The sequence below is a fragment of the Bdellovibrio bacteriovorus str. Tiberius genome (genome assembly GCF_000317895.1).
Classification (GTDB): Bacteria; Bdellovibrionota; Bdellovibrionia; order Bdellovibrionales; family Bdellovibrionaceae; genus Bdellovibrio; species Bdellovibrio bacteriovorus_F.
Genome location: NC_019567.1, coordinates 1,088,042 through 1,113,776, shown reverse-complemented (window position 1 = coordinate 1,113,776; position 25,735 = coordinate 1,088,042). Strand labels below are relative to the sequence as shown.

The window sequence follows — 25,735 nt, the reverse complement described above, 5'->3', positions numbered from 1 at the left end:
ACTTTGGCACTAGCTGTGCAACTTGTGATTTCCTATGTACCTATAATTTAAATTCCGCCAAAAAAGGAAATCATATGAAAAAGAGAGCTATTGCATTAACCGTCGCTACAGCAATTTCTGCCCAAAGCATCGCCTTCGCCCAAGCCACTGACCGCACAGCTGGCATCGGTAGCCAGGCCGTGGCCCAGGCAAAAATGAATATGGCGCAAATCCAATCAGACCTGTTGAGTTTGGACCAATCTTTGGATCAAATTGCTAAGTCCATCTCTGAACGCGACAACAAAGGCCGTGTTGCAAATGCTGCCGCCGTTGCGGGAGCCACTATAGGCCTAGGCCTAACGGCTCTGTCTTACGCCTCAAAAAGTCGTCACGGTGAAGGTGGCTCTGGCATTATCGCATTGTTCGCAGTCCTCAGCGCCTCGGCAGTCTCTGTAGTTGCAGCGGGCTCCGGAGGCATCGGTTCAATTCAAAAACGAGGTGCCGTTGCTTCTACGACTGATCTCGAAAAGCAGATTGAACAAACCCAAGAACAAATTAGAACTGAGCTGAACAACTCCCCGGACAAAATCTCAGTAGGCCTTGCAAATGAGCTTTTCCAGTCTCTCGACGACCTAAAAGGTTCTCTAGCCGCCTATCAAAAAGATGAGACAACAACCGCAAGAGGCCTCGTTGCCTCGCACCTTTCACAAGCTATGGGCGCCGCGATGACAGTCTATGGACTGTCACTAAAGAGCAACTCTCCATTGGTGAACATTGGTGTTGTGATGATGAGCGCAGGTAATATTGCCCGCGTTGTCCAGGGGATATCTGATTCTCAAGCAGAACTAGTTCTTCAAGAAATTACTCACACGAGAAGCTCGCTGCGCCAAGCTGCGGAAGCTTTAAATTAAGATGTTCCTTAAGAAAGTCTTATCCCTTTTTCTAATCGTCAGCCTTTGCAGTCCCCTGACTGCAAAGGCTTCGTCGTTGCAATGTCGCAATGTCTTTGCTACCACCGTTTCCGATGTTGTCGTAGGTCTTAATCAGGAAACATCTCGTTTTTTGCTTCGCGGGAAGACCTTAGATGATTTTTCTAAAACTCTTTCATGGAACCAAAAACGAGTTCTTCGCAGAATCTTAAACACTTCCATTTTACAGAGTGGAGCCTCCCCTGAGGCCGTCGAACGTTATTCCTTGGAGCTAAGCACTGTTCTATTTGGAAAAAGAGAAGTCGCCGATAATTGGATCTTAAAAAACAAAGAGCAGCGTCTTGAAAGCTCTGCGGTGACGCTTTTGAAAGAGCAAATTCTTCGCGATGGCCTAGTCAAAACATGGAAAAACGAACACGACCCGGCCCAGGTTTCAAAGCTTAGTAAAATTACAGATAAAATGTGGACTTTAATGTACTCCAAGCCCGCCGAAATCGTAAGTCTTGTAAGCGGCATCATTGGAGCTACGTCCGGCCAAGCTCCATTTTTTCTGCCTAAAATTTTTGATAAAACAATTTCGCCTGAGCTTCAATTTAAAGTCCTACGCGACGGCTTCAGTGTCCACAAAGAAGCAGTTCGTATCGCCCTAAAGCATCAAACCCATATTGAAGCCTACAACACCTTTCGCCGCCTGTATCAGCCTATCATCATGGCGGTATACTTTATCGTGATGGCCCAGGAAAGCTATGAGACCTACCAGCAATCCATCAATAGCGAAGTCGATGCCTTGATTAGTGATCTCAAAAGTAAACGTGAATTTATTGAAAAGAACATTTCGGAACTTAAGAAAGAACAAGCACAATTGGCCTTCGAGCAGGCCTTGGTTGAATTTCAGAATAAATGGGGCGAGGCTCCGACAGATAGCGAAAAATCAATCATACGCAATCGAATAGAAGAATCTTTGAACTTGCAGAAGTAAGAATATATCAGCCGCATCGATAGTTTTCAAAAAGAGGAAGTTTTCCCACAAGATAAATGATTTGAAAAAAATTACGCTAAGGAGTTCCCTATGAAAAAATTTGCTGCCTGTGTTATCGCTATGGCGACAATTCAAGTTCAAGCTTATGATGCCACGACAATTTTGAAATGCGAGGCGCCAGATCTGAACCTCTCTCTTAAAGTTTTGGCTGATCTTAACGAAGGTCTTGGCCTAAATACACTGCTGGTAGCTACCAATGGAGACGTTACTTATTCAACATTAGGGGAAGCTTTGACAACGCCACTTAAACTAAGTTCTGACGGAAGAACGAACTTGATCGAAAAAGACGGCAAATACGCCGTTGCAATCACTCAAAAAAATGGTTCTCTAAAACTATACACAGCACATTGCGAATAGCAGAAAAAGGATCTTCCCTATACAATTGCTGGGGCTATCTTGCCCCAGCCTACTTCTTACTAACGAGCAGTTCGCACTAGTCTGAATCCGATATCTTTTCTGCCAGAGTCCTTTTCATAGGATTGTCTGGATGCGGACCGAAGATAGACCTCTGGATAATTCCAGCTACCTCCACGGATTACTTTAAGGTCTCCGTTATGGACAACTACAGGATCCTTAACAGGTTTATCTGAAACCCGCATAAAGAGTGCGTCTTTAAGCGATATCGGACCATAGTAGACTGAATAAGAGTCCTCTACCCACTCCCATACATTCCCATGCATGTCATACAGACCGATTGGATTCGGCATTTTCCGCCCTACGACCTGGCTTTGTTTCGCCGCATTGTCTTTGAACCAACCATAGTGGGACAATAGATTTTTATCGGCTCCAAATGAATACTCCGCCTCTGTTCCACCACGAGCCGCCAGTTCCCATTCGGCTTCTGTCGGCAGCCTATAAGCATATCGGTCACTGATCTTATTCAACTCGCTGATGAATTCCTGAACATCACGCCACGATACATTATCTACAGGATTTTGAGGACACATGGTAATGTTCTGGTCCTCGACAAAGTCGGCCGGACAGTTTTCCTTCTTTCTAGTCTTCGAAGGATTATATTTCATGATAGAAACCCACTGCTTTTGCGTAATCTCGGTAGTCTGAATATCAAAGTCTTTTGTAATCCAAACCGGGTGAAGAATTTCGTCGTTCATCCTAATTGGCCCATTATTCGGACTACCCATTTTAAACTGCACGCCCTGAACATTTAGAAAGCCCGTGCTATCAAACAAATCACTATCTCTTATAGATGCCACTTGCCGATTCTCGTGTTTATTTCCTTCGGACTTTCCAAACTGCGCACATCCCGCCAAACTCAAAGCTGCCAGAATTCCGCCGGCTACTTTAACTGAACCCATTTATCACCTCCTAATAAATTAAGTACCCATAAGAATGTTATCGAATGCGAGCTTAAAAACAGGAGGTGGTTGAGTAAAAATCTGGACCATATCTTCAAAAGAACTGTTTCCACAAAAGTTTATGTGCCAATAGAAACCAGAGAACTACTACCTGTAATAAATAGCCCCCCCGAAGACTATTCTCGCGGTTTAATACACCATACAGGGCCGTCCTTACAGTTTTTCACAAAATCAGGCCAGTTGGTCGCACCGGTCAATCGCCCAAAGGCTGCCGCTGCCCCTGGCGCCTTGTGCATAACCGAATAGGAGATTGCTGGCTGCAGATTACCCCAGTAAGAGGTAGTTCCTGGGAAATAGGCACCAAACAACATATTTGGTTTGCCTGCATTTAAATCTGCTACTGGAACAGACTCATGCATAATCAGGTTCCAGTTCGAAAACCAAGGACCATTGACAATCCAAGGGTTCGTTGCCTCTACCACGCTAGCTGAATCGACGGGACTCATGGCAACTGTGTATGCCGCCGCAAATCTGAAGTCATAAGATGCGCCGTCGTCACTTGGCCCCAACCTGTTAACAATCGCTCGGGACTTCCAGTCAAAGAACTCCTTCATCTTGATATTTATACCTGGATCATAAAGCTGCAGATCATAAATGTAACCAAACACGCCTGTTTGGAAGTCATCCATCCAAATTGCCGACAGCCACTTGTTGTCGCCCGATGGGGTATAGTCCGAGTACGGCTTGGTGAAACCGTAAGGATTATTACTGCCTTCCACGTACATCTTATGATAGTAAAGAATGTTCTCATCCAAAGACTTTCTAAACTCAGACTTTAACGGATGACTATCTGGGGTAACATAGATTGCTTGCGCCAAAGTTCGCAACACCCAGGCCGCCCCGCGCGTGGTATTTGCCCCCGCAGAGCCTTCGATGATACCCTTACTAAATTTGCGCCCAACATCGCCCTGACGAAGATAGAATCCAACCGCCGCGTGCTGAGTCACTTCCATAAAGAAGTATCGGCCTGTTAAAAGATAAGCCATGAATCCTATTGAATGGTGGTGCGAAGTTCCGAATTTTTGAGGTGCAGCGCCTGTGCCTGTGCTGGTTATCTGCCCGACGCTACTAAGACCGCCTCCGCCATTTGTATTGGCAGAGTTAAAGCACAAATTCGGGAATGCCGAGAATTTCAACGGCAAATTCGTTTTTTCATCCCGATAGTAGATCGGATATCGTCCGTTAGCCATCGCATTCACGACAATGGCATTGAAGGATTTTGGATCTGCCTTCGTGAACAGATAAGACACATCCCATTCAGATATCAACCCAATCGATGGATGATAGCCCGCCGTCCCCATACTTGGCGAAAGATTGTGCACCCCAAGAGGGGTATAATCCTGAACAAGGTTTCCGACCAGAGTCGCGTTCATTCCGCTTTCTGTATAATAGGTTGGAACGGCCCGAGACTTTTGAATATATGCGACGTCGTGCTTGATGATAAGTGATCCCACTCCGCTGCGGAAGTAGGACTGCGTTTTACCCTTTAAAAGAGGCGTCGCTCCGTGGTGAGGCAAAAGAATAGATTCCGAAAAGACTGTTCGTCCATCTACTAGGACTTCAAACGTCCCATTTTTTTCCGCGGCACCGTTCTTAAGAAGATAGCCATTTTCACTCCACGGGAAAATTTCTACTTCTCCACTTCTGAATACCCGTACTTCGAACCAGGCCCGCAGTGAAGCATCTGATCCGAATGCACTAGAATACACAAAGGACGACATGATCGGCCCTTTGATAAATTCATAGACCCGACCTGGCAAATGCATCCCCAAGGAACTGTCGTATTTGCTTTCAACACCGATCAATGGCGCAAGACTGACGTCAAGCTTATCCCCGCTGCCCGCAGTAAAGGATACATGAACCGCTGGACTTAGAGACTTTAAATAGGATTCTTCTAATGGAACCCCTGCCGACTGGCTGCCACTATATACATCGATCTTTTTTGCGACCCCAGCAGAAAGATTACCAACCAAACCTGATACAATTGCAAACTTCGCACTGCCATCTGGCCATCTATTCTGAATTACCGCCTGAAATTTTACATCACTGCTATCAGTAACAATATCTTTTCCCATTGGGACATCTCCCGGGGCAAATGACTGTCCAATGGTAAATGGCGCATTCTGACGATTCACTGTGGATTCTACGGTAAAGCTTGTCACCAGCTTCTCAAGACTCAAAACCGACCCCTCAGATCCGCCCGGGGACGCATTGACTATACACGACGCATAGACAACGGATGGAATAACTGGGGCGAAGGTATCTTTACTTACACACTTACTTTGAATCCGTGCTTCAGTACAATCCTGGGCGTTAGATGCGCTTGCTCTGGTATAAACAGAAATAGACGCACCAACATTTGCTGACAAACCCGTACTCGCGTTTATACACGCGGCCGGCGCAGCACTGCCACCGCCATTACTACCCGGCGGTACTAGAGTGGGAACATCCCCTAAAGAAGCATCAATTCGGGAACCCATAAGGTCTGATCGGACCTCAAAGGACGCCGGCTTACAATTCTGAAAAAAGGTACTTATGAAAAATAAAGCTACCACGCTCGTAGCTTGTCGGCATCTCAATCGAAATATTCTGGATGATTTCATAAACACTCCCCCTATACACTCTACTTTTCGGCAGATCCCAGGATTTCACAATTAGAATTCATACTTAGGCGCTTCTTGAGTCACTAGAACTTCTTCGAAAAATCACTAACTCTTTAAAAGAACACCGGACCAACACGACATCTGTCAAAGGGCTGGTCATGTATCCTCATGTCCCTCGTGTCCGGCTCTATGCAACCTGCCATAAGCTCCTGGTTGAGTACTGAGTGGCCTCTCACTTGCAAATGTTCTTGATAAACCATTCAGCCTCGGAGCCGACATGCCTGGATACATTGAAAAGATTTTGTCCATTGTGGCGCTTGTGAATCTTTCATTTGCACCATCGGCGAAAGGTTTCACGTCATATTCAGGCGGCGCAATTTCACAAGCCACCCAGTATCGCAAGGTCCTGGAACCACTTGGATATCGAGTATCCGTAAATAACGAAGCGCAAAAAATCGAAATCTTCGATAAAGCGACCAATAGGCTTTCTTTCGACGCCCCCTTTGGGAATACCGCCGATCTTCGCAGATTTACACCGACTAATCTAAATAAGATGATGCGCGAGGAAATGTCTCGAATAAAGACCACTGCCCGATCGACGTTCTCGAACACAGTACGAAATCTTCCCACAGAATCCGCTATGTTTTTTATAGCTATGGGCGCTGTTGTTGCCGGTCAACTTATAGGAAACTATTCACAAAATCCGATAGCCATGCAGCAACACATCGACCACCAGCTTTCGCCAATGGGAACTTTTGGGTTCTTTGTATTTATGTATTCCCAAGGACTTACTTCTAATGTCCTTTCGATGTATGTGAAGAATCCGGCTATGCACCACTTTATCCCTTATTTAGGGATGAGTGTCGGTGCCTTTATGCAGACTTACCTTTCGTCCATGCTCGCGGACCCCAATGTCATTGCCTGCGGCAAACAGATGCTGGGCCTGCAAAAAAAATCCATTGCAACGCTAAATGAAAACGACGACCCCTGCACCAAGGCATATGAATATTTAGTCCTGCAGAAAAAGATCTGGGAATTTGCACCCGGCCTTGCTTCCATGCTTCTTTCCTCTGGGGTCGCAGCCCTTGGGCAGGCTGCGATAGCAAAGTCAGTCTTGCGCTTGACCGGAGTGGACATTGCCCTTTGGCTGACTCCTGGAACCATGCAAATCAAAGGCGTTAAGCTGATCTTGGGAAAAGGACTGCAGCTGACGGCATTCACGGCACTTGACCTGTGGCTTAATCGTCATGTCACCTTTGCTTGGAAGAATTTTTTTGACGGCGCTGAGTTTGTAGATATTAACGTTCGTTTGAATAAAGAGGTGGCCCAGGCTAAAAACGGCACCCAACATTTGCAGAATAAAGACGCTGTCAAAGAAATCAATCTGTTCCAGCAGAAAATGACTGCTTGGAGGATGGTAAATTTGGCAGACGTCTATGAGGCACACCAAAACTGGTCTGAGGCACTTTTGCAAATGACCAGCATGTTCAATAGTAGCTATTCATTCTATAATGCTTTCATAAACGAAGTGCGAAATGCCCGTTTCAACCAATCTCAAAACCAGCTTCTGCGCATGGATATGCCATTCAATGGAGTGACCCCACTAGGCCTGGAGACGGGCCACGAAGACCTGTATCTAACACATCCACGAATGATCGAAAACATGCAAATGGACACAATATCTGAAGCGGTCTTTAAGGGCGATGGAATTCTTTTGTCAGCGAACGCTAAGTTGCTATATCCACAAGAATATCAAACTATAAGTACAGTATTGGACAACCTTCGAAACGGCGACAAAAGAACAGTCGGCAGGGGGCTTGTCGAGCTAAATAGAGCCCTCGATGAGGCACAAAGAAATGTATATGTCGCATCGCCAAACTATCTAAAAATCTTAAAGGACCTGCGAAGCCTTTTGGGTAACCCTGAGCCTTTATTGGGTGGTGGGCGTGCTTTCGGAGCTTCCTTTGAGAAGTCACCAACGCTTTCTGACTCATTAAAAAAGACTTCGTTCTATAGGGAGGTGGGGATATTCCATACACCGAATATCTCTGACTACCTAATCATGCAGATGATTTGCGGGCCTGAATTAGAGACTGGCGCAAGCGCAATTAAGACACCGAAAGTTGCCGGCCAAAATGCCGGTTTCCCGTCTGTCTTTCTGCCACCTCGTATTGCCAATTTCGAAGATAATTTTGAAGTTTGCGAAAACAGTTTGAAAGCCACAGCCCCCGTCGATCGTATTTACAACTGGTCCATCGACTCGAAGTCTGGCGGTACATATCAAGGTTTCGTTCAATATCTAGTTGCAGAGACTCGAAATAGCGTTGTGGGCGATTCCGCTCTTTCCGCATTTCCGACTTGGTGGAAAAAACATACCGAAGCACAGATACGCAATGTCTTTTCTGAGTATTCAAAATCTTATGACGAGATCATTGCAAAACTAGTCGGCCGTCTTTTTAGCACCGAACGCAGCAGTTTCAATCGAGGGCCCATCGCAAATGGGGTCATCGAAGCTGCTTTTCAGGAAGAAAGAACCTATTTATCCATTCTGAATTCCTTGATCGATCGAAACTATCGCTTCCATGTCCAATTCGACCAGCCTGCTAACAAGATTCCCATCACGCACCCCGTATTAATCGAGGTTGATCGCCAATTTGTGGAGCTTGTTAAACTATTAAGAGAAATCAAAACCAAGAAAATTGCAAATCGCGATGTGGTCACTTCTTCCATCGAAAACTACCAATTGGAAGAACAACTTACGGCCATTCAAGAGCAACTTACTGTCGCAGCGGACCACCTGGGTGTTGGTGAAAAATCAGCAAACAAAGGGCAGATACTGAATGAAGCTCAACGGGATATTGCTGTTACCGTACTTAGCCATCTTCGATCTTTAGCATCGGAAATGGCGATGTACGGAAGCATCGCGAATGCTGTTAGCTGGGAAAAGATTCAAAATCTGAAGCAGATGGATATCGAAAACCAAAAAATCATCAATACAACTCAGGAAAAAATGAATCAGATTAGAATGCAAATGCCTGAACAGACAGATGGTGAGTAGTATGTATGTATGCGTATGTCTGCCGTGTCCGGCTGCATGCAAACTATCCCATTAAGTCTGCCTGCTTTAGAGCAGCCTGGACTAGATCCATGCGCGTTTACGGTCGTCCTTTGGATCTGAACTATTACCTAAATGGTCACTTTGTTTTAATAAGTTGACGACGATAACTAAGTTGCTGATTTTTCAATTCAATTTTGTCTAGAATATAGTCATTCTTTTTTCTTAAAACTAATAAAACTTACATACAACATGGCATCTCCCATGCATTTCTGAAGATCAACCCATTAGTATTCAAGATTAGGAGACTCTATGTGCTTTAAATTTCAGTTTGTTGGTATTTTGTTAGCTATTGCCGCATTTCAAACTTCGTATGCAAAAAAAGATCGACGGTAGTGTTTTACAAAAGGTGGATCAAGAGGTCGCGAAGGTATTTCCTGTAAGTAATATTGGAATTTTAAAATGGCGAGATACTAAACGCCCTGAAAAGGTTGAAGTCTGCACGGTCACACTCATTAACGCCAAATTCGCTGTAACGGCGAAACACTGCACTCAAGATTTGAACGATACAAAGAATATTCAGTATATATTTAGAATTGGAAATACGAAGGAAACGCAGTTTGATTATGACATAGATGATATAATCGAGTTCGAAGGTGTTGATGTTTCGCTGGTTAAAATTTCTCCGGCAAAATCCGCTTCGAATATCAATGAATACCCAACTTTATCTGTACCTTCCGAAAGCGATTTAAAAACGATATCTGTTTATGGGTACCCTGTTTCAAGTCCGAATTTAGATTTACATTTTTCCCAATGCTCAGCGAAACGAGATGCTGATCCCCTATTAATAACACACTTTTGCTCAACTGAAGTTGGCGTTAGTGGCGCTCCCATCATTTCGGTTGATCAATCCGGCGGTTATAAGATTATCGGAATTCACTCTGGATCTAATTTCTTTTCTGGGAATAGAGCAACAATTTTAACTGATTTACTATTGCAGAATATAAATTCAGAATTGAGCAAGTGATTTTCGATACTCAAACCACTCATCTACTTGTCATGTTGTGACCGAAAACGCACTGAAAAATAGTCAGTGCGTTTTCTTTATGACTGCTTTGAATCATCGACACGCGTGGCGTTTAATGCCAAAGCTAAAGGGTCGTCCATCACTGTCAAGAAATCAGGTGCACAATAAAGGCCTTCTAGCTCTTTTGCGGCCAAGACCGACTCAACCCTTGTCAATAGACACAGCATGTTGTTTAAATTTAAAAAAAGCCCTTCCCTGGCCTATGCGACATTTGGATACTATCGCCAAAGGTTAAAATATAATCCGCATCCACTGGAGGAAACTGTGAATACTGGGAAGGCTTATGATTTCAACGGCAAGGTAGCCGTAGTTACAGGTGGTGCTTCGGGAATGGGACGAGCTTCGTGTCTGGCCTTTGCTCAGTCTGGAGCAAAAGTAGCCATTATAGATGAACACAAAGAAAATGGTCTTGAAACCGTTAGGCTCATCGAATCCAAAGGCGGAAAAGCCATCTTTTATGAATGTGATGTTTCCAAAGGGGACGTCGTAAAAAAAGCCTTCGAACAAATATGGCAAGATTTTGGTCGCCTTGACTATGCCTATAACAACGCTGGTATCGAAGGCGACGAGGGGTCTACGGATGTGTGCACCGAAGAAAACTTCAAACGCCTTATTGACGTACATTTGTTTGGTGTTTGGGTCTGCATGAAGTATGAAATTCCTCTGATGCTGAAAAGCGGAGGCGGAAGCATTGTGAACTGTTCATCTGCGGTGGGCCTTGTAGGTATGCCCGGCAATCCTGGGTATGTTGCTGCGAAACATGGTATCATTGGCGCCACTAAAGCCGCAGCACTCGAATTTGCAACTGCTGGAATCCGAGTCAATGCCATCTGTCCTGGCGTCATTAAAACACCGATGTTCGAAAGAATTCGCACGCAAAAAGGACAAATAATTCCTTTTGAGCTTTTCTTAAGAAACGAACCCATCGGCCGCTTTGGTGAACCCGAAGAAATCGGATCCGCCGTCATGTGGCTATGCTCTAATGAATCTGCGTTTGTCACTGGCCATGCACTATCTGTGGATGGCGGCTGGGTGACTCAATAACGAATACAAAGCCCGGCGAACTTGCCGGGCTTCATCCTCTACCTGACAACTTAGTAGACAGAACATGACTGGTAAAAGCTCCTACTAAAAAAACGAATCTGCCCTCCCCCAGGGTATTTACTTCAATTCTGAGTTTTCAAGCCTTGCAAGCCCAAGACATGCCGGACATTGCCTGCGATGTTTGTCTACTATTCAAAAATCTCGATGCCCTAAGAAGATAAACAGCAGCCGAGCTGGAACACATATAGCATATCTGTTTTGTCTGGAATGTTTTATGGACTTGAATAGGAGTACCTTATGATTAAAAGCGGCGCTTTAACCCTTTTGCTATTATTGTCGTCAGCATCCGGATTTGCAGCTGAATCTATAACCGTTTGCGGAGATCAGTCGACCTCTGTAGCTTCAAAAGACGGCCCCTCACGAGTTTGGGCTAAAGTTGACCTTAAAATCGATCTTGAAAAGGGATATATTTCCTATGATCGTTATATCGGGATTATTGGAGATCCGACAGAACAATCCTATCGCGAACTTACGAAAGTTGAACGAATTAAACTAACAAGACTCAACAATCGTGATTCTGGAAAGCTCGTCAACTTGCAAGAGCTCGATAGCTCAGAGGCTATATATCTGAACATTGACCCCGAGGAAGTACAAAAGTTCTATATGGGTGAAACATCTTGGACTAAAAAACGTGGCTTCTTAATCCAACTAAAGAATGGAAAGACACTTTTTAGTTCCGGAGCACTTTACTCAACTGCGGGTGAACACTGCCAACAGTTCCTGAAGTAGTCCTTTAAGGTATTGAACCGCTCTGACTTATAGTCAGAGCTTACGCCTGACGTGCCGCTTGCAATGCTTCTTGCTTGTGGCTTATCACGCTTACAAGTCTAGCAAACATATGAAGAACCCTACAAAGGCTCAAAGCAAACGGAAGCAGCAAAATATAGTTTCCCCACAGATCGATCGACATCGGCAAAGCTAATCGCAAAAAAGCGTAAACAGGTACACATCCAATAACATTCAATATAAAAGACCTATATCCTGCACACGCTACATCCCTGTCATTCACCAGAAGCCAAAACAAAGATAGTACCACCAGATACGTCGATAGAAGCCCAAAGAACAAGTAAAAGAATCCTGCCGACTCTGAGTTGTCCGTAAGGAAAAGGCTTTGAGAAAAGAAGCTTACAAACAAAGACAACGGAAAAAATACCATCCACGACAGTCCCACGAACAGGCATCTCGTTTCATTCGTTGCCTCAAAATGTATCAACTTTTCAAGCGTGGTCATTCTCACCTCGACACACTTATTGGATCAAAGTTTTACACATTTGTAACGTAGCTGCGGCCGAATCATATGTTTCGTGTTTCCGACAACAAAGCGCCCGAACACTGGAAACACTTTGCCATCACTAAGGTCCAGCACCTCCCCACCCAGCCTGAATGTTTCCTGCTCCGTCTAGATAGGATTACTCAGAAACAATAATCGCTTGGAATCAAAGCGAATCGAATTCGGAAACCTGACAAAAGCACAGGCTTGCACAAGAATTAAACGGACAGCGCAGAAGGGACTGACATGAAAAATTCAAATCGCATAATATCTTATCGCTCAGGGACAGAAGGTATGGACACAGTTACTTACTTCTTTGAGGCCTCAAACGAAGTCGTTGCTTTTGATGCGCAACTTTCACCAGACATAGCACGCCGAGCCCTAACCTATTTACGTCAGTTTACGGACAAACCTATTACCTGGCTTGTCATTACGCAACCAACACCCGACAAATTCAATGGTTCAAGCATCTTCCAAGAGGCCGGGGCAAAAATTCTATGTTCTGTTTCGACAACAAAACATTTTCCAGAAATTCACTCGCACAAAGAATTCTATTTTAAGAATACAACGACCTTGTTTCGTAAGAAAGCCTACCCAAAGCCTCCCATCCCGAATTTGGAGTTTTCGGACTCTTATCTTCTAACATTGTCAGGAAATGAAGAAGTCTATCTACGCTCTATTAACCGGCCCGCGGCAGCAGCATGTCATACGGTCGCACACATTCCATCACTCAATTCCCTCATTACAGGTGATATAATCCACCACAAGGCTCATTGCTGGCTTGAAGGCGGCCTCAAAGCAGGCCACTTTGACCCGGATATCGAAAGCTGGATAACAATACTTAACGACATCTCGCAACGCTATCCACTTTCCACAATTGCCTATGGAGGAAGAGGCCGCAATACCAACCTTAAGGACGCCGTCGAAGAACAAACCAACTATCTTCGAAAAAGTCTTGAGATTATTCAAAGCGAAATAAGAAAACTTGGATTCAACGCAAAGGAATTTCTCGGACCTAACTCTGAAGAAATGTACAAAGACCTTGCTACAAAATTTCAGCTGCACTTTCCAGAACACGAGCTGCCCTACTTGATCGAAGGCGGCACCTATAGTCTAGTGGAAAAGATTTTACATTCGCAAAGACAATATCAATAACAAAGCACTAAAAATTAAAGGAGGAACTTCTATGAAATTGTTTCCTATCGTTTTGGCTTTTATCAGTAGTTCCGCTTTTGCTTCTAACAAAGGATATGATCTGAAGATGGATTTATCCTTAAACGGAAAACTTATCTCGCATACCCAAGCAATTGTTAAGGCCGGCGAGACCACCACTATTGCTCAAGAGACGGATACAGAAGAAGGTTTTATTGAAGCACTTGTATCTGAAGGTTCTATTCAAAACAATAAAGGCATTTTGATGAAATTTGTCGTCGGTGTAGTTGACAAAAATGGCAAACGAGTTAACAAGGTTAAACTCCAAGTGCTAGCAAAAGAGAATGTGCCGGCACAGATTACTTTCACTACAAATAATGGCGATGAGGCATCTCTATCCGTAGTTGCCAACAGACGACTGCTTTAATCTTCTTTAAAAAGGATGTAGAGTAGCAACAACTCTGACCGAATTACTTATCATAGAAACATTCCCTGGCATGAGCTCCGAAAGAGCTCATGCCATCTCAAAAATCGACAAAAAATGCTTGGACACTTTAAAATAAACTCCCTGTCGTGCGTGTCGGTCTATCGGTTGGTCCAGATCATACCGATTGCATATATCCAGGGGGATATATGTTGAACAATCGAGGTATCGCATTAGTCCAAGTGTTGGTTGCCTTAGGTATGTCAGCAATTGTCGGAGTCATCGCTATGACTCTTTCTGACAATATGAATAAGGCCCAAGTCCTTGCAGAGCGCAGAGCTGAACAGCTTGAAGTTAAAAACTTTATTATCCGACATTTTGCGGATCAGGCGAACTGCAATGCCACTATTATCAGATCAGCGGGCGGTTCATTTGCTCTGGACAGCTACAACACGGGAAGTATAGCTCAACAACCTGTAGGCCTTATTGGGACGACAGGTGGCCCGATTTCTGAATACCTGGCAGACTCAAGCAAAACCATTCAAGGGTGTCCCCCATCCACGAAACCCTACGCTGCTTGTAGATATAAAACGGCCGAATACGGGCGTATAGGGAATATCTCTACCGGCAATTTCGAATTTAAATATGATCGTACGACACCTGGCTGGCAAGCCGCAGATGCCCAGTTTTTTACCGATTTTACAGTAGCTGGAAAGAAGTGGGAAAAGAAACACAATATGAAACTTTGGATAAAAGTGAATTCTAGTGGCATCATCGAATCTTGCTCCGGAAATGATGCCGTCAATTATCAACTTGTTGCTAAGACCATTTGTACACAGTTCAAAGTCAATGGCCAAGTCGGAGTCTATGATGCCACAACAGACTCTTGCGACCTGAAAGCCCCTACTCAGGCCGCGGCTAGTTCGTCAGCAGCACCTTCGCCAAGTACTTATACAGTCCAGGCACTTCCCGGCCACAGCAGCGGAAGCAAGACTTTTACGTGTGCTAATGGCGTAAGCTCTTACAGCCTCAGATACGGAAAATGCTATCACAACATGGCACAATCGGCGACAAGTAGTGCGCAAACAGGCTCGCCGGCAAAATGCAACATAGTAGGCAATGATGTAAAGTGCACCAGCCCCGGCTGCAACCAAGGCACAGCCTTGTCCGTCGAAGGCACCATCACTTGCAATCTATAAATTACAACCCTTCAGGTGTTCGAGCAAATTTGAAAAGGATAGCCTTATGCTTATACAAGTAATGATGTCCCTAGGGTTGACGGCGGTTCTTGCCCTCACTATGGCTAACTTGCTAAATAATCAGTACAAGGAAGTCAAAGCGTTGCAAGAATCTTTGGCTGCGATGGATTTACAGAAGTACTTAACGGCTACTTTGGCCAATGGATCTATCTGCAAATTTGTAACACAAGGTAAAACGTTTAACTATACTCTGATTCAACCAGGAAAACCGCAGGTGCTTACTTTTAATAGCCTTCCTGTTCGTGCCCTGACCGGATCACCAGCAGCCATTCAAGTTGGACAGTCAGCCTCTGCCATATCCAATTCCTTGACGGTATCTAACATCAGCCTCGCCATTGAAACTCAATCCGCAACAAGCTTTACAGGCCGCTGGATAGTCGACTTTGACAATTCAAAGTTAGTTCGCGCATTAAAGCCTTTATCGATATCAACCACCATTGAAGCTGATATCAATATACCGTCCTCATCAAAAATCCAATCGTGTATGGGAGATGCCAAGCCACCGTCTGTGCTTGACTATAAGGAACAATATAACGACCAGACTGCATCGGTCTACTTTACCACCGATGGCTCCCCATTTATGGTCCATGCCAGCGGCACCCACGGTTCATCCGGCATTTGGGGCTTCGAACTACACATTACTTGCGGAATATGGGGGAGCGGAGGAACCCCAAGCAGTGATAAGGTAGGCTTTTCAGTCAACAGTTACGGCGGCGGCCCGCCTCAAGGCAGCGAGACAGTCACTGGCTTTTCGAGGTTTCAATTCCCAGCAGGAAAGCAAATCTACTGCCACGCTCACGATCCGACAAATAATACAGTATTCAACAGGATCCGCATCTACGCAACCTACTAGCTCCGCAAGGAGCTAGTTTCATTTCATTTCTATTATTTCTGAACGCAATTCCCACCGATGGAAGAAATTTTCAAAGTGCCTTCGCCTGAAACTTTATCAGCAACCAGCAGGTCCAACGACGGGGCGTCCCACACGTTTATTGTTGAGTCTACGCCAATTGTTTCAATGGAGTTTTCTCCAAGCAGCTCAATCTTTGATGTGGATACAGTCAAAATTCCGACCATAGCTTTCATTTTAAGTGACGCATTTTTCAGGACAATTTTATCCGCCAACAATGACACAAACGACTGAGAAATTTGCGGAGTTCCACACACAAAAATCTTTTTCGCTGAAAGTATGAGAACCGATTCGATCAATGCCTTATCTGAATCTTCCTGAAGGCCTTCCGTTTCTTCTGCTGTCAGACTTTCACATCCTAAATTAATATAGCTTTTTGATTCACTTACTGACGAGAGACCTTTAACCTCTGAAGTCTCTGAAAGAACCGCTTTGTTCTTATCCGACACCAGCGTTTGCGAAACACCTCGGTTTCCCTTGCCGCCGGCCTGCTCAAGCTTAATTCTTTCGTCTAAAAGCATTTTATCGCCATTTTTTTTAACGATGACTCCACTGACCGTGATTTTTCCCGGTTGGCCGCCTTGATATATAGGACTTGTAAGTTCTTCCATGTCTTGTTCATATTGTTTAATGTTCTCGGCAAGTTTTTTATCCATGTCCTCGTTTGATTGAGGGTTGCATCCGGCGACAAACATTGCACAAATCGCCCATCGGAAGAATAGAAATAGAGCAGAAGTCTTTTTCACTATTTTCTCCATTTACAGACGTGAGCACTGCAAAACCACGTCACTCATCGTCTTATAGAAAAGAAGCGGCTGGGACTGCAGCGTTACGCGAAGTTGGTCAGTTTCCTTATTGAATAATGCAAGAATTCTTGGGGAATCACCTCCAACGAAGGACTGCTGCATTTTCAAAGTCCTTTCATTTTCTTGACATGGACTGTATGTATCAAACTTAAGACCGATATCCCTTTTTCTGCAACCGGACGCCAGTGCCTGGATCGAACCGTGTCGCGAAAACTTAAGATTCGTATAGTCGTATTCTACAGTATAGTAGTTGTCATACTCCACAATTAGAACTTCTCCAGCCTCAAGCAGTGTGTCTTTAGCCGTACCATTTACATTCGAATCAATGACCTTATTGCAAACGGCAAAAACCTTACCCGAATTTGCCAGATCGAAATTCGCGTGGGCCAGACTTCCCGCGACAACAGGAATCAAAAACGCTAGTATAGTTTTTTTCATAACTTCTCCAGAACAATATTGAGAGTGTTTAAATGCCAATGCATCTAAACCCACAGCACTAAATATGCCAGCCCATTTAAAACAAGCCGATAGAAATTTGATTATACTTTGTTCACGTCCACACGGTGTCCGTCATGTCTGGGTCGTCGATGATGCCGTCAGTTACACTCTTGGGCGTCGTTGCCACCCTGGCATCCAAGAGCTTTCTGAATCTTAGTGTTGGCGTAGTATATGCGATTTATTCGGCGAGCTGGATCGGGGTGACTGGACTTTCCACCGCTCAATCTATTTTCTTCTTCTAGGTAGTTCAACATATCCTGAATACCAGGACACTTTTCAATAGCCCCCAACACTTTACTCTTGGCCACCTGCTGGATATTTTCACAATCGCTTGCATAAAATAACGATTCAGAAGCGAAGGCAAAATCCCGCGACTTGGATGAATCCTGAATGTTAGATACTTTTTCTGCCAAAGCTTGCGTGGAAATCCAATCGGAAAAGGCCTCTTGCATGTGACCGACCCCGCTCATTTCACGACAGTACTTGAAACGTTCATAATTTTCTTCGATATGCTTCCGCTGATCAGCCAACATCAATTTTGCTTCTTCAGTTAGTTCTGGCACAGAGCCGTCTTCACTCGAAGCGTCTCCAATGTCTGATCTCAATTTTACGCCTCTTGCATTTATTTCATTCAATAAGGCCTGCTTTGTAGGAACCTGAACCGCAATAGATTGTGGAGACTGCAAACATGAAATAATGTTTTCAAATGGATTCTGAGACAACGGTACCGCTGGAAGGGTCGTCTTGCTTTTCCTTTGCACGCCAGATCTAAGAGATTTTGGGTACTTTGCTCCTTTGGAATCAAAGTCAAACTGCAATACGCATGGATCGATCGCATGGCCTAACTCGTGGGCCAAGATCGAAAAAAGAGCTCCTTCCGGAAGATTCATCATCTGAGGGCAAACTGTAATGGAGTTAGCATCGCGACGATAGTAAGCATTCGCGGATTCGCAGCCATCCAAAATAATATCTGTATACGATCCCGTAGCTTTAATCGGTCGATACTTTACAGCGTTAACTCTCGCTATCAAACTGTCGATCTGTTTTGCGTTATTAGCATTCTTCCGACCTTCTAAAACTTTAATGACGTGGCTGCGGGCATCTTCCAGAACCGCCATCGTGCGTGCGGTTTCTTTCTTCAGACGTTCTTTATTTCGGCGAAGTTGTTTTATCCCACCGGCCGCCTTTACATCGACAAACTGCTCTACATCTACAAAAGGATCCGAAACTACATGTTGAGGAAAAACATCAACACAGTGCTCACTAAAACCTAAATATTCACTCATACTCAAATTAGGAATCTGCCGCCCTTCGGCATCCTGATACAAATAGAAGTCCTGCGCCTTATCTATAAGTTGTCCACAATAGCCCTCAAAGGTACAGGATGGGGATATCGGAGTCTGACAAAGAGCGCTCTGAGATGCCGATATCTTCAGCGCCCGGCGCACCTTTTCAATCTTTGCTATAGCTTCTTGCACCGTCGGATCCACCTGTGCCGATACAATAAAGCCAAATACTGAAATCACCATGAACACAACGTACTTCATCACTATCTTCCTTTGGCATGCCTGCGAATTTCTTCGAGGCTTTGCACCAAGCTTCCATAGCCTGGGCCTTCGGCACATCCTTGCCGGCGGTATTCGGATCCTGAGGTTTTGTTTATGTATATATAGGTTCCCGCAAAACAACGTGCCTTTCTCTTTTGCAGCTTTGGGCCTCTTTCAACAGCCTGCCAAGATGCCTCCACCTTTGGCGGCAGACGATTCCCTAAGGATTTGCCGTTAAATAAATAGATGCCCTTTGTCTCTTTTAGAAGATCGATCTTTCGAATTCCCATATTGTTAGTTCTATCTAAAATTATCTCTTTGGCGAAGCACGAGTTCGAGAACAAAAGTAAGAATATGAAAGATCTCATGAGTTACCCCACCAAAACGATTGGCACCTTCGATGTAATTTCCGGCGGTTTTTTACCACCTAATACTTCTCGCTCAAGAATACTAATGATTCCATCTAGCTGATAAGAATCATGAACTAGCTTTTCCGCCGAATCCTGAAAGGTGGCCACGCCTTGCTGATTTCGACCGGCCTCTAGTTCAATATCATTGATAGCTTTAGATATCTGAGCCATACCTGCACCTTGCTCGTTCGTGGCATTTGCAATTTCATTAATCAACTGGCTTAGCTTTTGAACATATCCTATAATTTCACGCAAAGATGCCGCTGACTGATCGGCTCCTTGTCCGCCTTTTTCAATTACGACGACATTGTTCTTTACAAGGTCGTTGATTTCTTTAGCTGCGAGTGCACTTTTTTGGGCCAGACTTCTTACTGCCTCTGCAACGACAGCAAATCCTTTTCCTTGCTCTCCAGCTCGTGCGGCCTCTACAGACGCATTTAAGGCCAAAAGATTGGTTTGAAAGGCAATATCGTCAATCACCGCCATAGTTTGAACGATGCACTTTGACGACGCAGATATTTCACCCATCGATTTCAACATCGTCGTAAGAGCACCCTCGCCTTTTGCTGCGGCTGAATTCGTCATTTGCGCCAGAGCTAAGGCTTCCCGAGAACTGTCCGCGGTGATTCGAACCATACTGTTAATTTCCTCGATCGAAGCTGCAGTTTCTTCAATAGACGCCGCCTGTGAGGTTGTAGAAGCTGACACATCACGAGACATAGTATTTAAGTGAGTTCCAATTTCCAAGGTCGACTTGGATGCTGTTTTAAGCTTTAGTACAGAATCAAGAATCCCCCGAATACTTTGGCTCAATGAAACCCCTACTACAATTGAAAATAAGATCGCTAATAGCAAGGCCATCCCTGCCATTCCCAGAGATTTCAAGCGATGATCTTCCATTACGGTTACACGGCGATCAAGCAAATGTCCCAGCTCTGAAGAGACCACATCCCAAGTATCAAAAGATTGCTTTAGAGTTGCGGTCCCCAAATTCGTGAATTCAGCTTCCGTTACTTTATCACCCCGAGAAACTTTATTTAATATAGCAATAAAGGCTTCGGACTTAGCTTGAAGTTCCGCTATTGTTCTTGGCAAATTCTGCTGCAAAGAAGGCATCTCACCATAGAAATTACCGTCCTCATTCAAGCTCGTTTGACTGTCAGCCACAATGCGATTCAAATCTGATTCGCTTAACATCGCCGCATAAAGAGCTGCCTTAATTTTCGCTTGTTCAGACAAAGCCCCCTCGGCAACAAATAGAGATCTATCACCCAGAATATTCTGAATCCGATCCTGCATCTGGGGCAATGCCAACAGAGTGATATCCATCAAATAGTAGCTGTCCAGATCTGGATCTAAAATCAAATTTGATGTGTCGCCGAGATGACTGATACCTAACTTAATCGATGCAATGGCATCGTCCCATCTTTCTTCGGAAAGCGCGTGAAATAGATTTTCCAAGCTTGCGCCTTGTCGCTTACGCGCAGCAAGTTCTTGCTCGGTGAACTGTAATATCGAACCAAGCTCTTTCATCTTACTTTCAAGTTGTGCCTGAAGTTCTTTGAGTTCTGCCGGAGCATATGCTGGGTCTTTGAATGAATCGGCTAGCTTTGCCATGACCGTCGCCTGCATCAAGACTTCATAGGGCTTTTGCAATTGATTTCCCAGAGATTCCTTGCGCCCAAAATCGATACCAATCGTTTCAGATTCAAACATAAGATACGTCAAAACAATAATTGGAACAGAGAAAGCAAGAATATTTAAAAACAACCGAACGTTCAACGGCAGCCTTTTCATGAAGACCTCCTACCTTCAACCAATGTACGGAAGTATTACCGTTAAGACAATTTAACAGACATTAGCTGGCCGTTTGGTGAACTCTTGGACTTTCAAAAACTAATAACAAAGATGCACACATGTTTCCCGTAAAGAGTACGTGCAGGTCGGAAACACTTAGCAATACAAATAAGTCCGTTCCCTCAATTGGCTGATTCTGTCTACCGAATAGAACATTATGAAAAACTTCGTCACTTTTCTAAGATTCTCAAAAAGCATCATCTTGCCCTGCCTGCTTTTGTGTACGGCTTCTCAGGTAGCCAACGCACATAAAGGGATGAACTTTCATGCACGCATTAAGTCCCCCGCGAACACCTATCCCACCGCAGCCGGTTTGACGGCGACTGTTCAAATCCTTGATCCTGTCTCGAACTGCGTCCTCAGGGAAGAGGAGCATTCTAATATTAATGTCAACAATGGCTATGTCACACTGGTTGTGGGCGCCAGCACTGCGTCCACGGCAACAGCCTTGAATCCATCTCCGGTTTTGTCTGTAGAACAAGCTATGGACAATAGCACTACACGCACGAATCTCAAGTGTGTCACTGATGCGACAACAAATGCATTCATCAACGGGCAAACATACAATCCCAGCACTAGCCACGGTCGAAAACTTAGACTTCGTATGAACATTCAAGGGCAAGACTTGGTCGCGGACTTTTCAATGAAGGCAGTGCCCTTCGCAGTGAAATCAGAGGATGCGGACAAGCTTCAAGGCTTTACTGCCGACGGTTTTATTAAAACCAGCGCCACAGTTACACAAATAAATATCGAAACAATCATCGCCGAAATTATGGCCAACACTTTCATCGCACCTTCAGCTACTACCGCAGCTTCTGCGACAGTGGCCAATAATGTTACCGGAACTGTTGCTATTGCAAACGGTGGTACAGGTGCTACGAGTGCTTCAGCTGCAATTACAAATCTGCTGCCATCACAAGGCGGAAACGCAGGAAAATTTCTTTCAACTAACGGAACAACTACTTCTTGGTCCGCCCCTGCCGCGCCAGACCTTTCCGGCATTACCCTAGCCGGGGATGTTACAGGTCCTGTCGGCACGACTTCCGTGGGTAAAATTCAGGGCGTCGCAGTCGACACGACCAGTCCTGCCTTGGGACAGATTCTTAGATACTCAGCCGGTCAATGGGCACCGGCGATGATCACTCTCGCTGATTTGAAATCGTCTGCGGTTTCAAATCCCCCTCTATTTGCTTCTCCTGCCTGTACTGCCACACAAACTTTAAGCTGGAACTCCGGCACAGATCAATTTACTTGCCAGTCGATCACAAATCTCTCGGGATCTGCCTTCGCAAATACCGTCGGAATCTGGGATAGCGATGGAACCAATGCCACTCGAGTCTCTGGGAATGTTGGTATTGGAACGGCAAATCCAGATCGGACAGTTCATGTATATGCTCCTGGAGCCGCCGCAACTTTGCGTATTGAAGGAACTGGTGGCAATGAATACGCTACTCTTGAGTTAAAATCAGATGAAGCAGTAGGTAAGAATTGGTTGATCAGTCATCGTAAAGATGTACCGAATAGTTTAATGTTTTCTTACCATAATGGCAGTACGTGGTCTAATAAGATGGTGTTTGCTCCAGACGGTAAAGTCGGTATCGGCACAGTGTCTCCAACGACATCGTTAGATGTGAACTCTGGTTATATAAGAACTGGTTCCGGTAATGGGAGCAGTTCTGGGGATGGTGGCCGTATTTATTTTGGAACTTCTCAAACTCCAAACACTGGACAATACAATCAAGCATATATTTCAGCGTATACAAGTCATGCAGGCGACGACGGTTCAGGTACTGGCACGAAGGGTGGCTTAATTTTAGCGACAAAAAACACCACTGGAGCCACTTCGGCTACAGAACGAATGCGTATCGATGCTGATGGTAACGTAGGCATCGGCACAACGCCGAATGCCAAGCTCCATCTAGCAGCCGGAAGTACCGCTATTGCGCCTTTGAAGCTTACTTCTGGAGCACTAACGACAACGCCCCAGGCGGGCGCTATGGAATACGACGGCACCAGCTTCTACATCACAAATGGGACAGCTTCACGCAAAGTCGTGGCAACAGGTACTGCCGCTGGCACTATCGACAATGCTAGCACAATAACGGCACCCGGCAATATTACTCTGACACCTACAGGATCTGTGGTTGTAAACTCAAATACCCCTTCGACAAGCCCGTCAACTGGAGCACTGATCGTAAATGGCGGACTTGGCACCTCAGGAAATATCTACTCGTCAGGCGCGATCTCTGCCGGCACCCAGATCACTTCTCCTATTGTTTCAGGAAGTGCTGCTCCGAGTGGATCACTGACACTGGATTCAACAACGGACTCAACCAAGGGTACGATTTCGTTTGCGCCGACTGGTGGCAATGTCGGAATTGGTGTAGCAGTTCCGACGGCCAAATTTCAAATCAAAGGTGATTCCGTCGCCAACGGAAACGCCCAAACAAACATCAGCGCCTTTACCGGCAACGGTATCAATATCCAAGGAAGCGTACCAAATAGTTCGCAGGACGCCATCACATGGAGCTCCATGGGCGGGGGCGGAGCCGCCATCGCATTCCGTCGGGACAATTCCTACAACACATCAATGGACTTCTATACGAACAACACCGCGGCCGGCGGCGCCATCAGTCGTGCGGTCACCATCGATAGCAATGGCTATGTTGGTATCGGCACGACGGTAGCCCCATCAGCGAGACTGGATATCAATCAAGGTGCCGTTCGCATCGGCGGTAAAGTAGGTAGTGCAGTCATGTCTGCCACCACTCTTCCCGTCCAAGGCGGCTATGTCACTTGGAATCAGACATCGGGATCAGGAAAAACAAGCTTCATGAATGCCCCAGGCGCCGGCGCGGGTGGATTTGATTTCAATCTCTTTAACGCGGCTGGAAATTATGTATCGACCCCGGTAACTATCAATGGCTCGGGGAAATTGGGAGTCGGAACCGATGCTCCTGTTCAAACCCTTCATGTTATGGGTAACGCTCTCTTTGGAAGCACAACGGATTTTCCTAGTGCCTTTTCAGGCTTCAATAGCGCTAGCCCCGAATCATCCGTCGGCATCCTGAAACATATCACAGACACCACAGCAGGGGCCTCAAGCGCCCTATCTGCTTATAGCACTCTAGCTCCCCAAAGTGATTCTAGTCGATCTACAATCGGACTTGCTACTGGCATTGCGAGCGACATACCAGCGGGGGTGACACACAGTCAATTTGCTGCCGGATTTTACACAATGATGACTAGAAATCGCTATACCGGAACAACCGATTCAGGGAATCTTGCAACTCTGCATGGAGCATTGATCTACTATGGACACGAAGATGGAAATCCGGCCGCAGTTCCAAAAACGACCACTGCTGTTGGGGTGCGAATTGCGCCTCAATTCAAGTCCGGCACAATTACCAATGCATACGATCTAAAAATTGATAGTCCCAATGGAAGTGCGACAACGATTACAGACCGTTGGTCCATTTATCAATCAGATACCAGTACTAAAAACTATTTCGGCGGCAGCATTGGTATTGTCACTGGCAATCCCCAAGCTAAATTTCACGTAGGCCAAGCCTTTCAATCACCATTTAGCATAGCCCAGTCTTCAATGGTATTAGGCGATACCCTAACACGCGCAACACCATCGGATTCTAATTACAACGGTTCAATCACCTTTTTTGGAAAAGACGCCGAACACGCGTTCTTGACTTATCGTCCAAATCAACTAAACGGACGAAGCAGAATGGAGCTGGTTGGATTCGCCAGTGCCTATGGTGATCGCCAAATCGACTTCACAGCCTCAGGGCGCGTCGGAGTCGGCACATCCTCAACTCCGGCCGCAAGACTTGATGTGATTGATACGGGCACCACGACGAGCGCCATTATCGTACCACGCGCACCAGCGTTCACTGGAACCACAGTCAACGGGATGGTTCGCTACAATTCCACGTCCAACTTGTTTGAGTTCTATCAAAATGGCTCATGGGTCAACTATACGACAGTATCGGATGCGCGCTTAAAAACCAATATTACACCTGTCACCCAGGGATTGGACATAGTCACCCGCCTGCGCCCAGTGTTCTATGACTGGGACAAGACAAACAACCGAACCAAATCTTTTGATCAAAAGCATCAGATCGGTTTTGTCGCACAAGAAGTTGAAAAGGTAATCCCTGAAGTCGTTGATATTGGCGAAGACAGCTACCGGTCCGTGCAATATGGAAAGATCGTTTCTGTCGCAGTTGCCGCCATAAAAGAACTTTATAGTAAGTTCCTAGAACATGATCATCAACTTGATCAAAAAGTCGACAAGTCCGAGTTAAACTTGTTGAAGATTGAAAATGAACGACTGTCTCTGGAAAATAGAGAGATCAAGTCGTATCTCTGCAACAAAGACCCTCACGCTAGCATCTGTCGATAGCTTACTTTACCGA

General features: G+C 45.2%; 20 protein-coding genes. 12 read left to right on the top strand and 8 right to left on the bottom strand.

The window, feature by feature from the left end; genetic code table 11:
• The first annotated feature begins 74 nt into the window (after window positions 1–74).
• The 3 genes from BDT_RS05395 to BDT_RS05385 all read left to right on the top strand — a co-directional run bounded on the left by BDT_RS05395 (window position 75) and on the right by BDT_RS05385 (window position 2,304).
• Entirely contained in the window at window positions 75–890 is an 816-nt protein-coding gene (locus BDT_RS05395; RefSeq protein ID WP_015090249.1) for a hypothetical protein, read from the top strand.
• A 1-nt stretch (window position 891) separates the two neighbouring features.
• On the top strand, window positions 892–1,887 hold the full coding sequence (locus BDT_RS05390) for a hypothetical protein (protein WP_015090248.1): 996 nt from the start codon (window positions 892–894) through the stop codon (window positions 1,885–1,887).
• Between the two features lie 90 nt (window positions 1,888–1,977).
• Window positions 1,978–2,304: a hypothetical protein gene (locus tag BDT_RS05385; RefSeq protein ID WP_041577118.1), complete on the top strand. Its 327-nt coding sequence runs from the start codon at window positions 1,978–1,980 to the stop codon at window positions 2,302–2,304.
• 59 nt (window positions 2,305–2,363) lie between these two features.
• On the opposite strand, the gene BDT_RS05380 is transcribed toward BDT_RS05385, so the two are convergent.
• Together BDT_RS05380 and BDT_RS05375 are read right to left on the bottom strand one after the other, a co-directional pair.
• Window positions 2,364–3,263: a formylglycine-generating enzyme family protein gene (locus BDT_RS05380; protein ID WP_015090246.1), complete on the bottom strand. Its 900-nt coding sequence runs from the start codon at window positions 3,261–3,263 to the stop codon at window positions 2,364–2,366.
• A 176-nt stretch (window positions 3,264–3,439) separates the two neighbouring features.
• A complete protein-coding gene (locus BDT_RS05375; RefSeq protein WP_041577116.1) occupies window positions 3,440–5,503 on the bottom strand; it encodes a hypothetical protein in 2,064 nt (687 codons plus the stop codon).
• Between the two features lie 700 nt (window positions 5,504–6,203).
• Here BDT_RS05375 and BDT_RS05370 point away from each other — a divergent pair.
• The 4 genes from BDT_RS05370 (at window position 6,204) to BDT_RS05355 (ending at window position 11,901) form a co-directional block, all read left to right on the top strand.
• Window positions 6,204–8,984 carry a hypothetical protein gene (locus BDT_RS05370; protein WP_015090244.1) on the top strand — a complete coding sequence of 927 codons (2,781 nt, stop codon included), beginning with the start codon at window positions 6,204–6,206 and terminating at the stop codon, window positions 8,982–8,984.
• A gap of 370 nt (window positions 8,985–9,354) precedes the next feature.
• Window positions 9,355–10,008 carry a trypsin-like serine peptidase gene (locus BDT_RS05365; RefSeq protein WP_041577114.1) on the top strand — a complete coding sequence of 218 codons (654 nt, stop codon included), beginning with the start codon at window positions 9,355–9,357 and terminating at the stop codon, window positions 10,006–10,008.
• A gap of 225 nt (window positions 10,009–10,233) precedes the next feature.
• Window positions 10,234–11,112 carry a glucose 1-dehydrogenase gene (locus BDT_RS05360; protein ID WP_015090243.1) on the top strand — a complete coding sequence of 293 codons (879 nt, stop codon included), beginning with the start codon at window positions 10,234–10,236 and terminating at the stop codon, window positions 11,110–11,112.
• 297 nt (window positions 11,113–11,409) lie between these two features.
• Window positions 11,410–11,901, top strand: coding sequence for a hypothetical protein (locus tag BDT_RS05355; protein WP_041577112.1), 492 nt, complete (start codon window positions 11,410–11,412; stop codon window positions 11,899–11,901).
• A gap of 40 nt (window positions 11,902–11,941) precedes the next feature.
• Here the strand turns inward: BDT_RS05355 and BDT_RS05350 are convergent, their stop codons facing one another.
• A complete protein-coding gene (locus BDT_RS05350) occupies window positions 11,942–12,403 on the bottom strand; it encodes a hypothetical protein (protein WP_041577110.1) in 462 nt (153 codons plus the stop codon).
• A gap of 285 nt (window positions 12,404–12,688) precedes the next feature.
• Here BDT_RS05350 and BDT_RS05345 point away from each other — a divergent pair, with 285 nt between their 5' ends.
• The 4 genes from BDT_RS05345 to BDT_RS05330 all read left to right on the top strand — a co-directional run bounded on the left by BDT_RS05345 (window position 12,689) and on the right by BDT_RS05330 (window position 16,130).
• Window positions 12,689–13,597, top strand: coding sequence for an MBL fold metallo-hydrolase (locus BDT_RS05345; RefSeq protein ID WP_015090240.1), 909 nt, complete (start codon window positions 12,689–12,691; stop codon window positions 13,595–13,597).
• A 31-nt stretch (window positions 13,598–13,628) separates the two neighbouring features.
• Window positions 13,629–14,021 (top strand): hypothetical protein, encoded by a 393-nt coding sequence (locus BDT_RS05340; protein WP_041577106.1) that lies wholly within the window; start codon window positions 13,629–13,631, stop codon window positions 14,019–14,021.
• A 206-nt stretch (window positions 14,022–14,227) separates the two neighbouring features.
• Window positions 14,228–15,217 carry a PulJ/GspJ family protein gene (locus BDT_RS05335; RefSeq protein ID WP_041577104.1) on the top strand — a complete coding sequence of 330 codons (990 nt, stop codon included), beginning with the start codon at window positions 14,228–14,230 and terminating at the stop codon, window positions 15,215–15,217.
• Window positions 15,218–15,263: 46 nt separating this feature from the next.
• Window positions 15,264–16,130 carry a hypothetical protein gene (locus BDT_RS05330; RefSeq protein ID WP_015090238.1) on the top strand — a complete coding sequence of 289 codons (867 nt, stop codon included), beginning with the start codon at window positions 15,264–15,266 and terminating at the stop codon, window positions 16,128–16,130.
• Window positions 16,131–16,162: 32 nt separating this feature from the next.
• Here BDT_RS05330 and BDT_RS05325 read toward each other — a convergent pair whose 3' ends face one another.
• From BDT_RS05325 to BDT_RS18940, 5 genes are all read right to left on the bottom strand, one after another.
• The gene (locus BDT_RS05325) at window positions 16,163–16,933 is read right to left on the bottom strand and encodes a hypothetical protein (RefSeq protein WP_148278722.1); all 771 of its coding nucleotides are present in this window, start codon (window positions 16,931–16,933) and stop codon (window positions 16,163–16,165) included.
• A 12-nt stretch (window positions 16,934–16,945) separates the two neighbouring features.
• Complete coding sequence (locus tag BDT_RS05320) at window positions 16,946–17,431, bottom strand: hypothetical protein (protein WP_041577102.1); 486 nt, start codon at window positions 17,429–17,431, stop codon at window positions 16,946–16,948.
• Between the two features lie 158 nt (window positions 17,432–17,589).
• Window positions 17,590–19,038, bottom strand: coding sequence for a hypothetical protein (locus tag BDT_RS05315; protein ID WP_041577100.1), 1,449 nt, complete (start codon window positions 19,036–19,038; stop codon window positions 17,590–17,592).
• Window positions 19,039–19,040: 2 nt separating this feature from the next.
• A complete protein-coding gene (locus BDT_RS19175; RefSeq protein WP_041577098.1) occupies window positions 19,041–19,406 on the bottom strand; it encodes a hypothetical protein in 366 nt (121 codons plus the stop codon).
• A gap of 3 nt (window positions 19,407–19,409) precedes the next feature.
• Window positions 19,410–21,245, bottom strand: a complete 1,836-nt coding sequence (locus tag BDT_RS18940) for a methyl-accepting chemotaxis protein (protein ID WP_015090235.1) — start codon at window positions 21,243–21,245, stop codon at window positions 19,410–19,412.
• 217 nt (window positions 21,246–21,462) lie between these two features.
• Here BDT_RS18940 and BDT_RS05300 point away from each other — a divergent pair, with 217 nt between their 5' ends.
• A complete protein-coding gene (locus BDT_RS05300) occupies window positions 21,463–25,722 on the top strand; it encodes a tail fiber domain-containing protein (protein WP_015090234.1) in 4,260 nt (1,419 codons plus the stop codon).
• Window positions 25,723–25,735 lie beyond the last annotated feature (13 nt).

What these genes read in the sequence shown, in the direction of transcription:
- BDT_RS05395 (WP_015090249.1), top strand. Translation starts at nt 75, where the DNA reads ATGAAAAAGAGAGCTATTGCATTAACCGTCGCTACAGCAATTTCTGCC.
- BDT_RS05390 (WP_015090248.1), top strand. Translation starts at nt 892, where the DNA reads ATGTTCCTTAAGAAAGTCTTATCCCTTTTTCTAATCGTCAGCCTTTGC.
- BDT_RS05385 (WP_041577118.1), top strand. Translation starts at nt 1,978, where the DNA reads ATGAAAAAATTTGCTGCCTGTGTTATCGCTATGGCGACAATTCAAGTT.
- BDT_RS05380 (WP_015090246.1), bottom strand. Translation starts at nt 3,263, where the DNA reads ATGGGTTCAGTTAAAGTAGCCGGCGGAATTCTGGCAGCTTTGAGTTTG.
- BDT_RS05370 (WP_015090244.1), top strand. Translation starts at nt 6,204, where the DNA reads ATGCCTGGATACATTGAAAAGATTTTGTCCATTGTGGCGCTTGTGAAT.
- BDT_RS05365 (WP_041577114.1), top strand. Translation starts at nt 9,355, where the DNA reads ATGCAAAAAAAGATCGACGGTAGTGTTTTACAAAAGGTGGATCAAGAG.
- BDT_RS05360 (WP_015090243.1), top strand. Translation starts at nt 10,234, where the DNA reads ATGTTGTTTAAATTTAAAAAAAGCCCTTCCCTGGCCTATGCGACATTT.
- BDT_RS05355 (WP_041577112.1), top strand. Translation starts at nt 11,410, where the DNA reads ATGATTAAAAGCGGCGCTTTAACCCTTTTGCTATTATTGTCGTCAGCA.
- BDT_RS05350 (WP_041577110.1), bottom strand. Translation starts at nt 12,403, where the DNA reads ATGACCACGCTTGAAAAGTTGATACATTTTGAGGCAACGAATGAAACG.
- BDT_RS05345 (WP_015090240.1), top strand. Translation starts at nt 12,689, where the DNA reads ATGAAAAATTCAAATCGCATAATATCTTATCGCTCAGGGACAGAAGGT.
- BDT_RS05340 (WP_041577106.1), top strand. Translation starts at nt 13,629, where the DNA reads ATGAAATTGTTTCCTATCGTTTTGGCTTTTATCAGTAGTTCCGCTTTT.
- BDT_RS05335 (WP_041577104.1), top strand. Translation starts at nt 14,228, where the DNA reads ATGTTGAACAATCGAGGTATCGCATTAGTCCAAGTGTTGGTTGCCTTA.
- BDT_RS05330 (WP_015090238.1), top strand. Translation starts at nt 15,264, where the DNA reads ATGCTTATACAAGTAATGATGTCCCTAGGGTTGACGGCGGTTCTTGCC.
- BDT_RS05320 (WP_041577102.1), bottom strand. Translation starts at nt 17,431, where the DNA reads ATGAAAAAAACTATACTAGCGTTTTTGATTCCTGTTGTCGCGGGAAGT.
- BDT_RS05315 (WP_041577100.1), bottom strand. Translation starts at nt 19,038, where the DNA reads ATGAAGTACGTTGTGTTCATGGTGATTTCAGTATTTGGCTTTATTGTA.
- BDT_RS19175 (WP_041577098.1), bottom strand. Translation starts at nt 19,406, where the DNA reads ATGAGATCTTTCATATTCTTACTTTTGTTCTCGAACTCGTGCTTCGCC.
- BDT_RS18940 (WP_015090235.1), bottom strand. Translation starts at nt 21,245, where the DNA reads ATGAAAAGGCTGCCGTTGAACGTTCGGTTGTTTTTAAATATTCTTGCT.
- BDT_RS05300 (WP_015090234.1), top strand. Translation starts at nt 21,463, where the DNA reads ATGAAAAACTTCGTCACTTTTCTAAGATTCTCAAAAAGCATCATCTTG.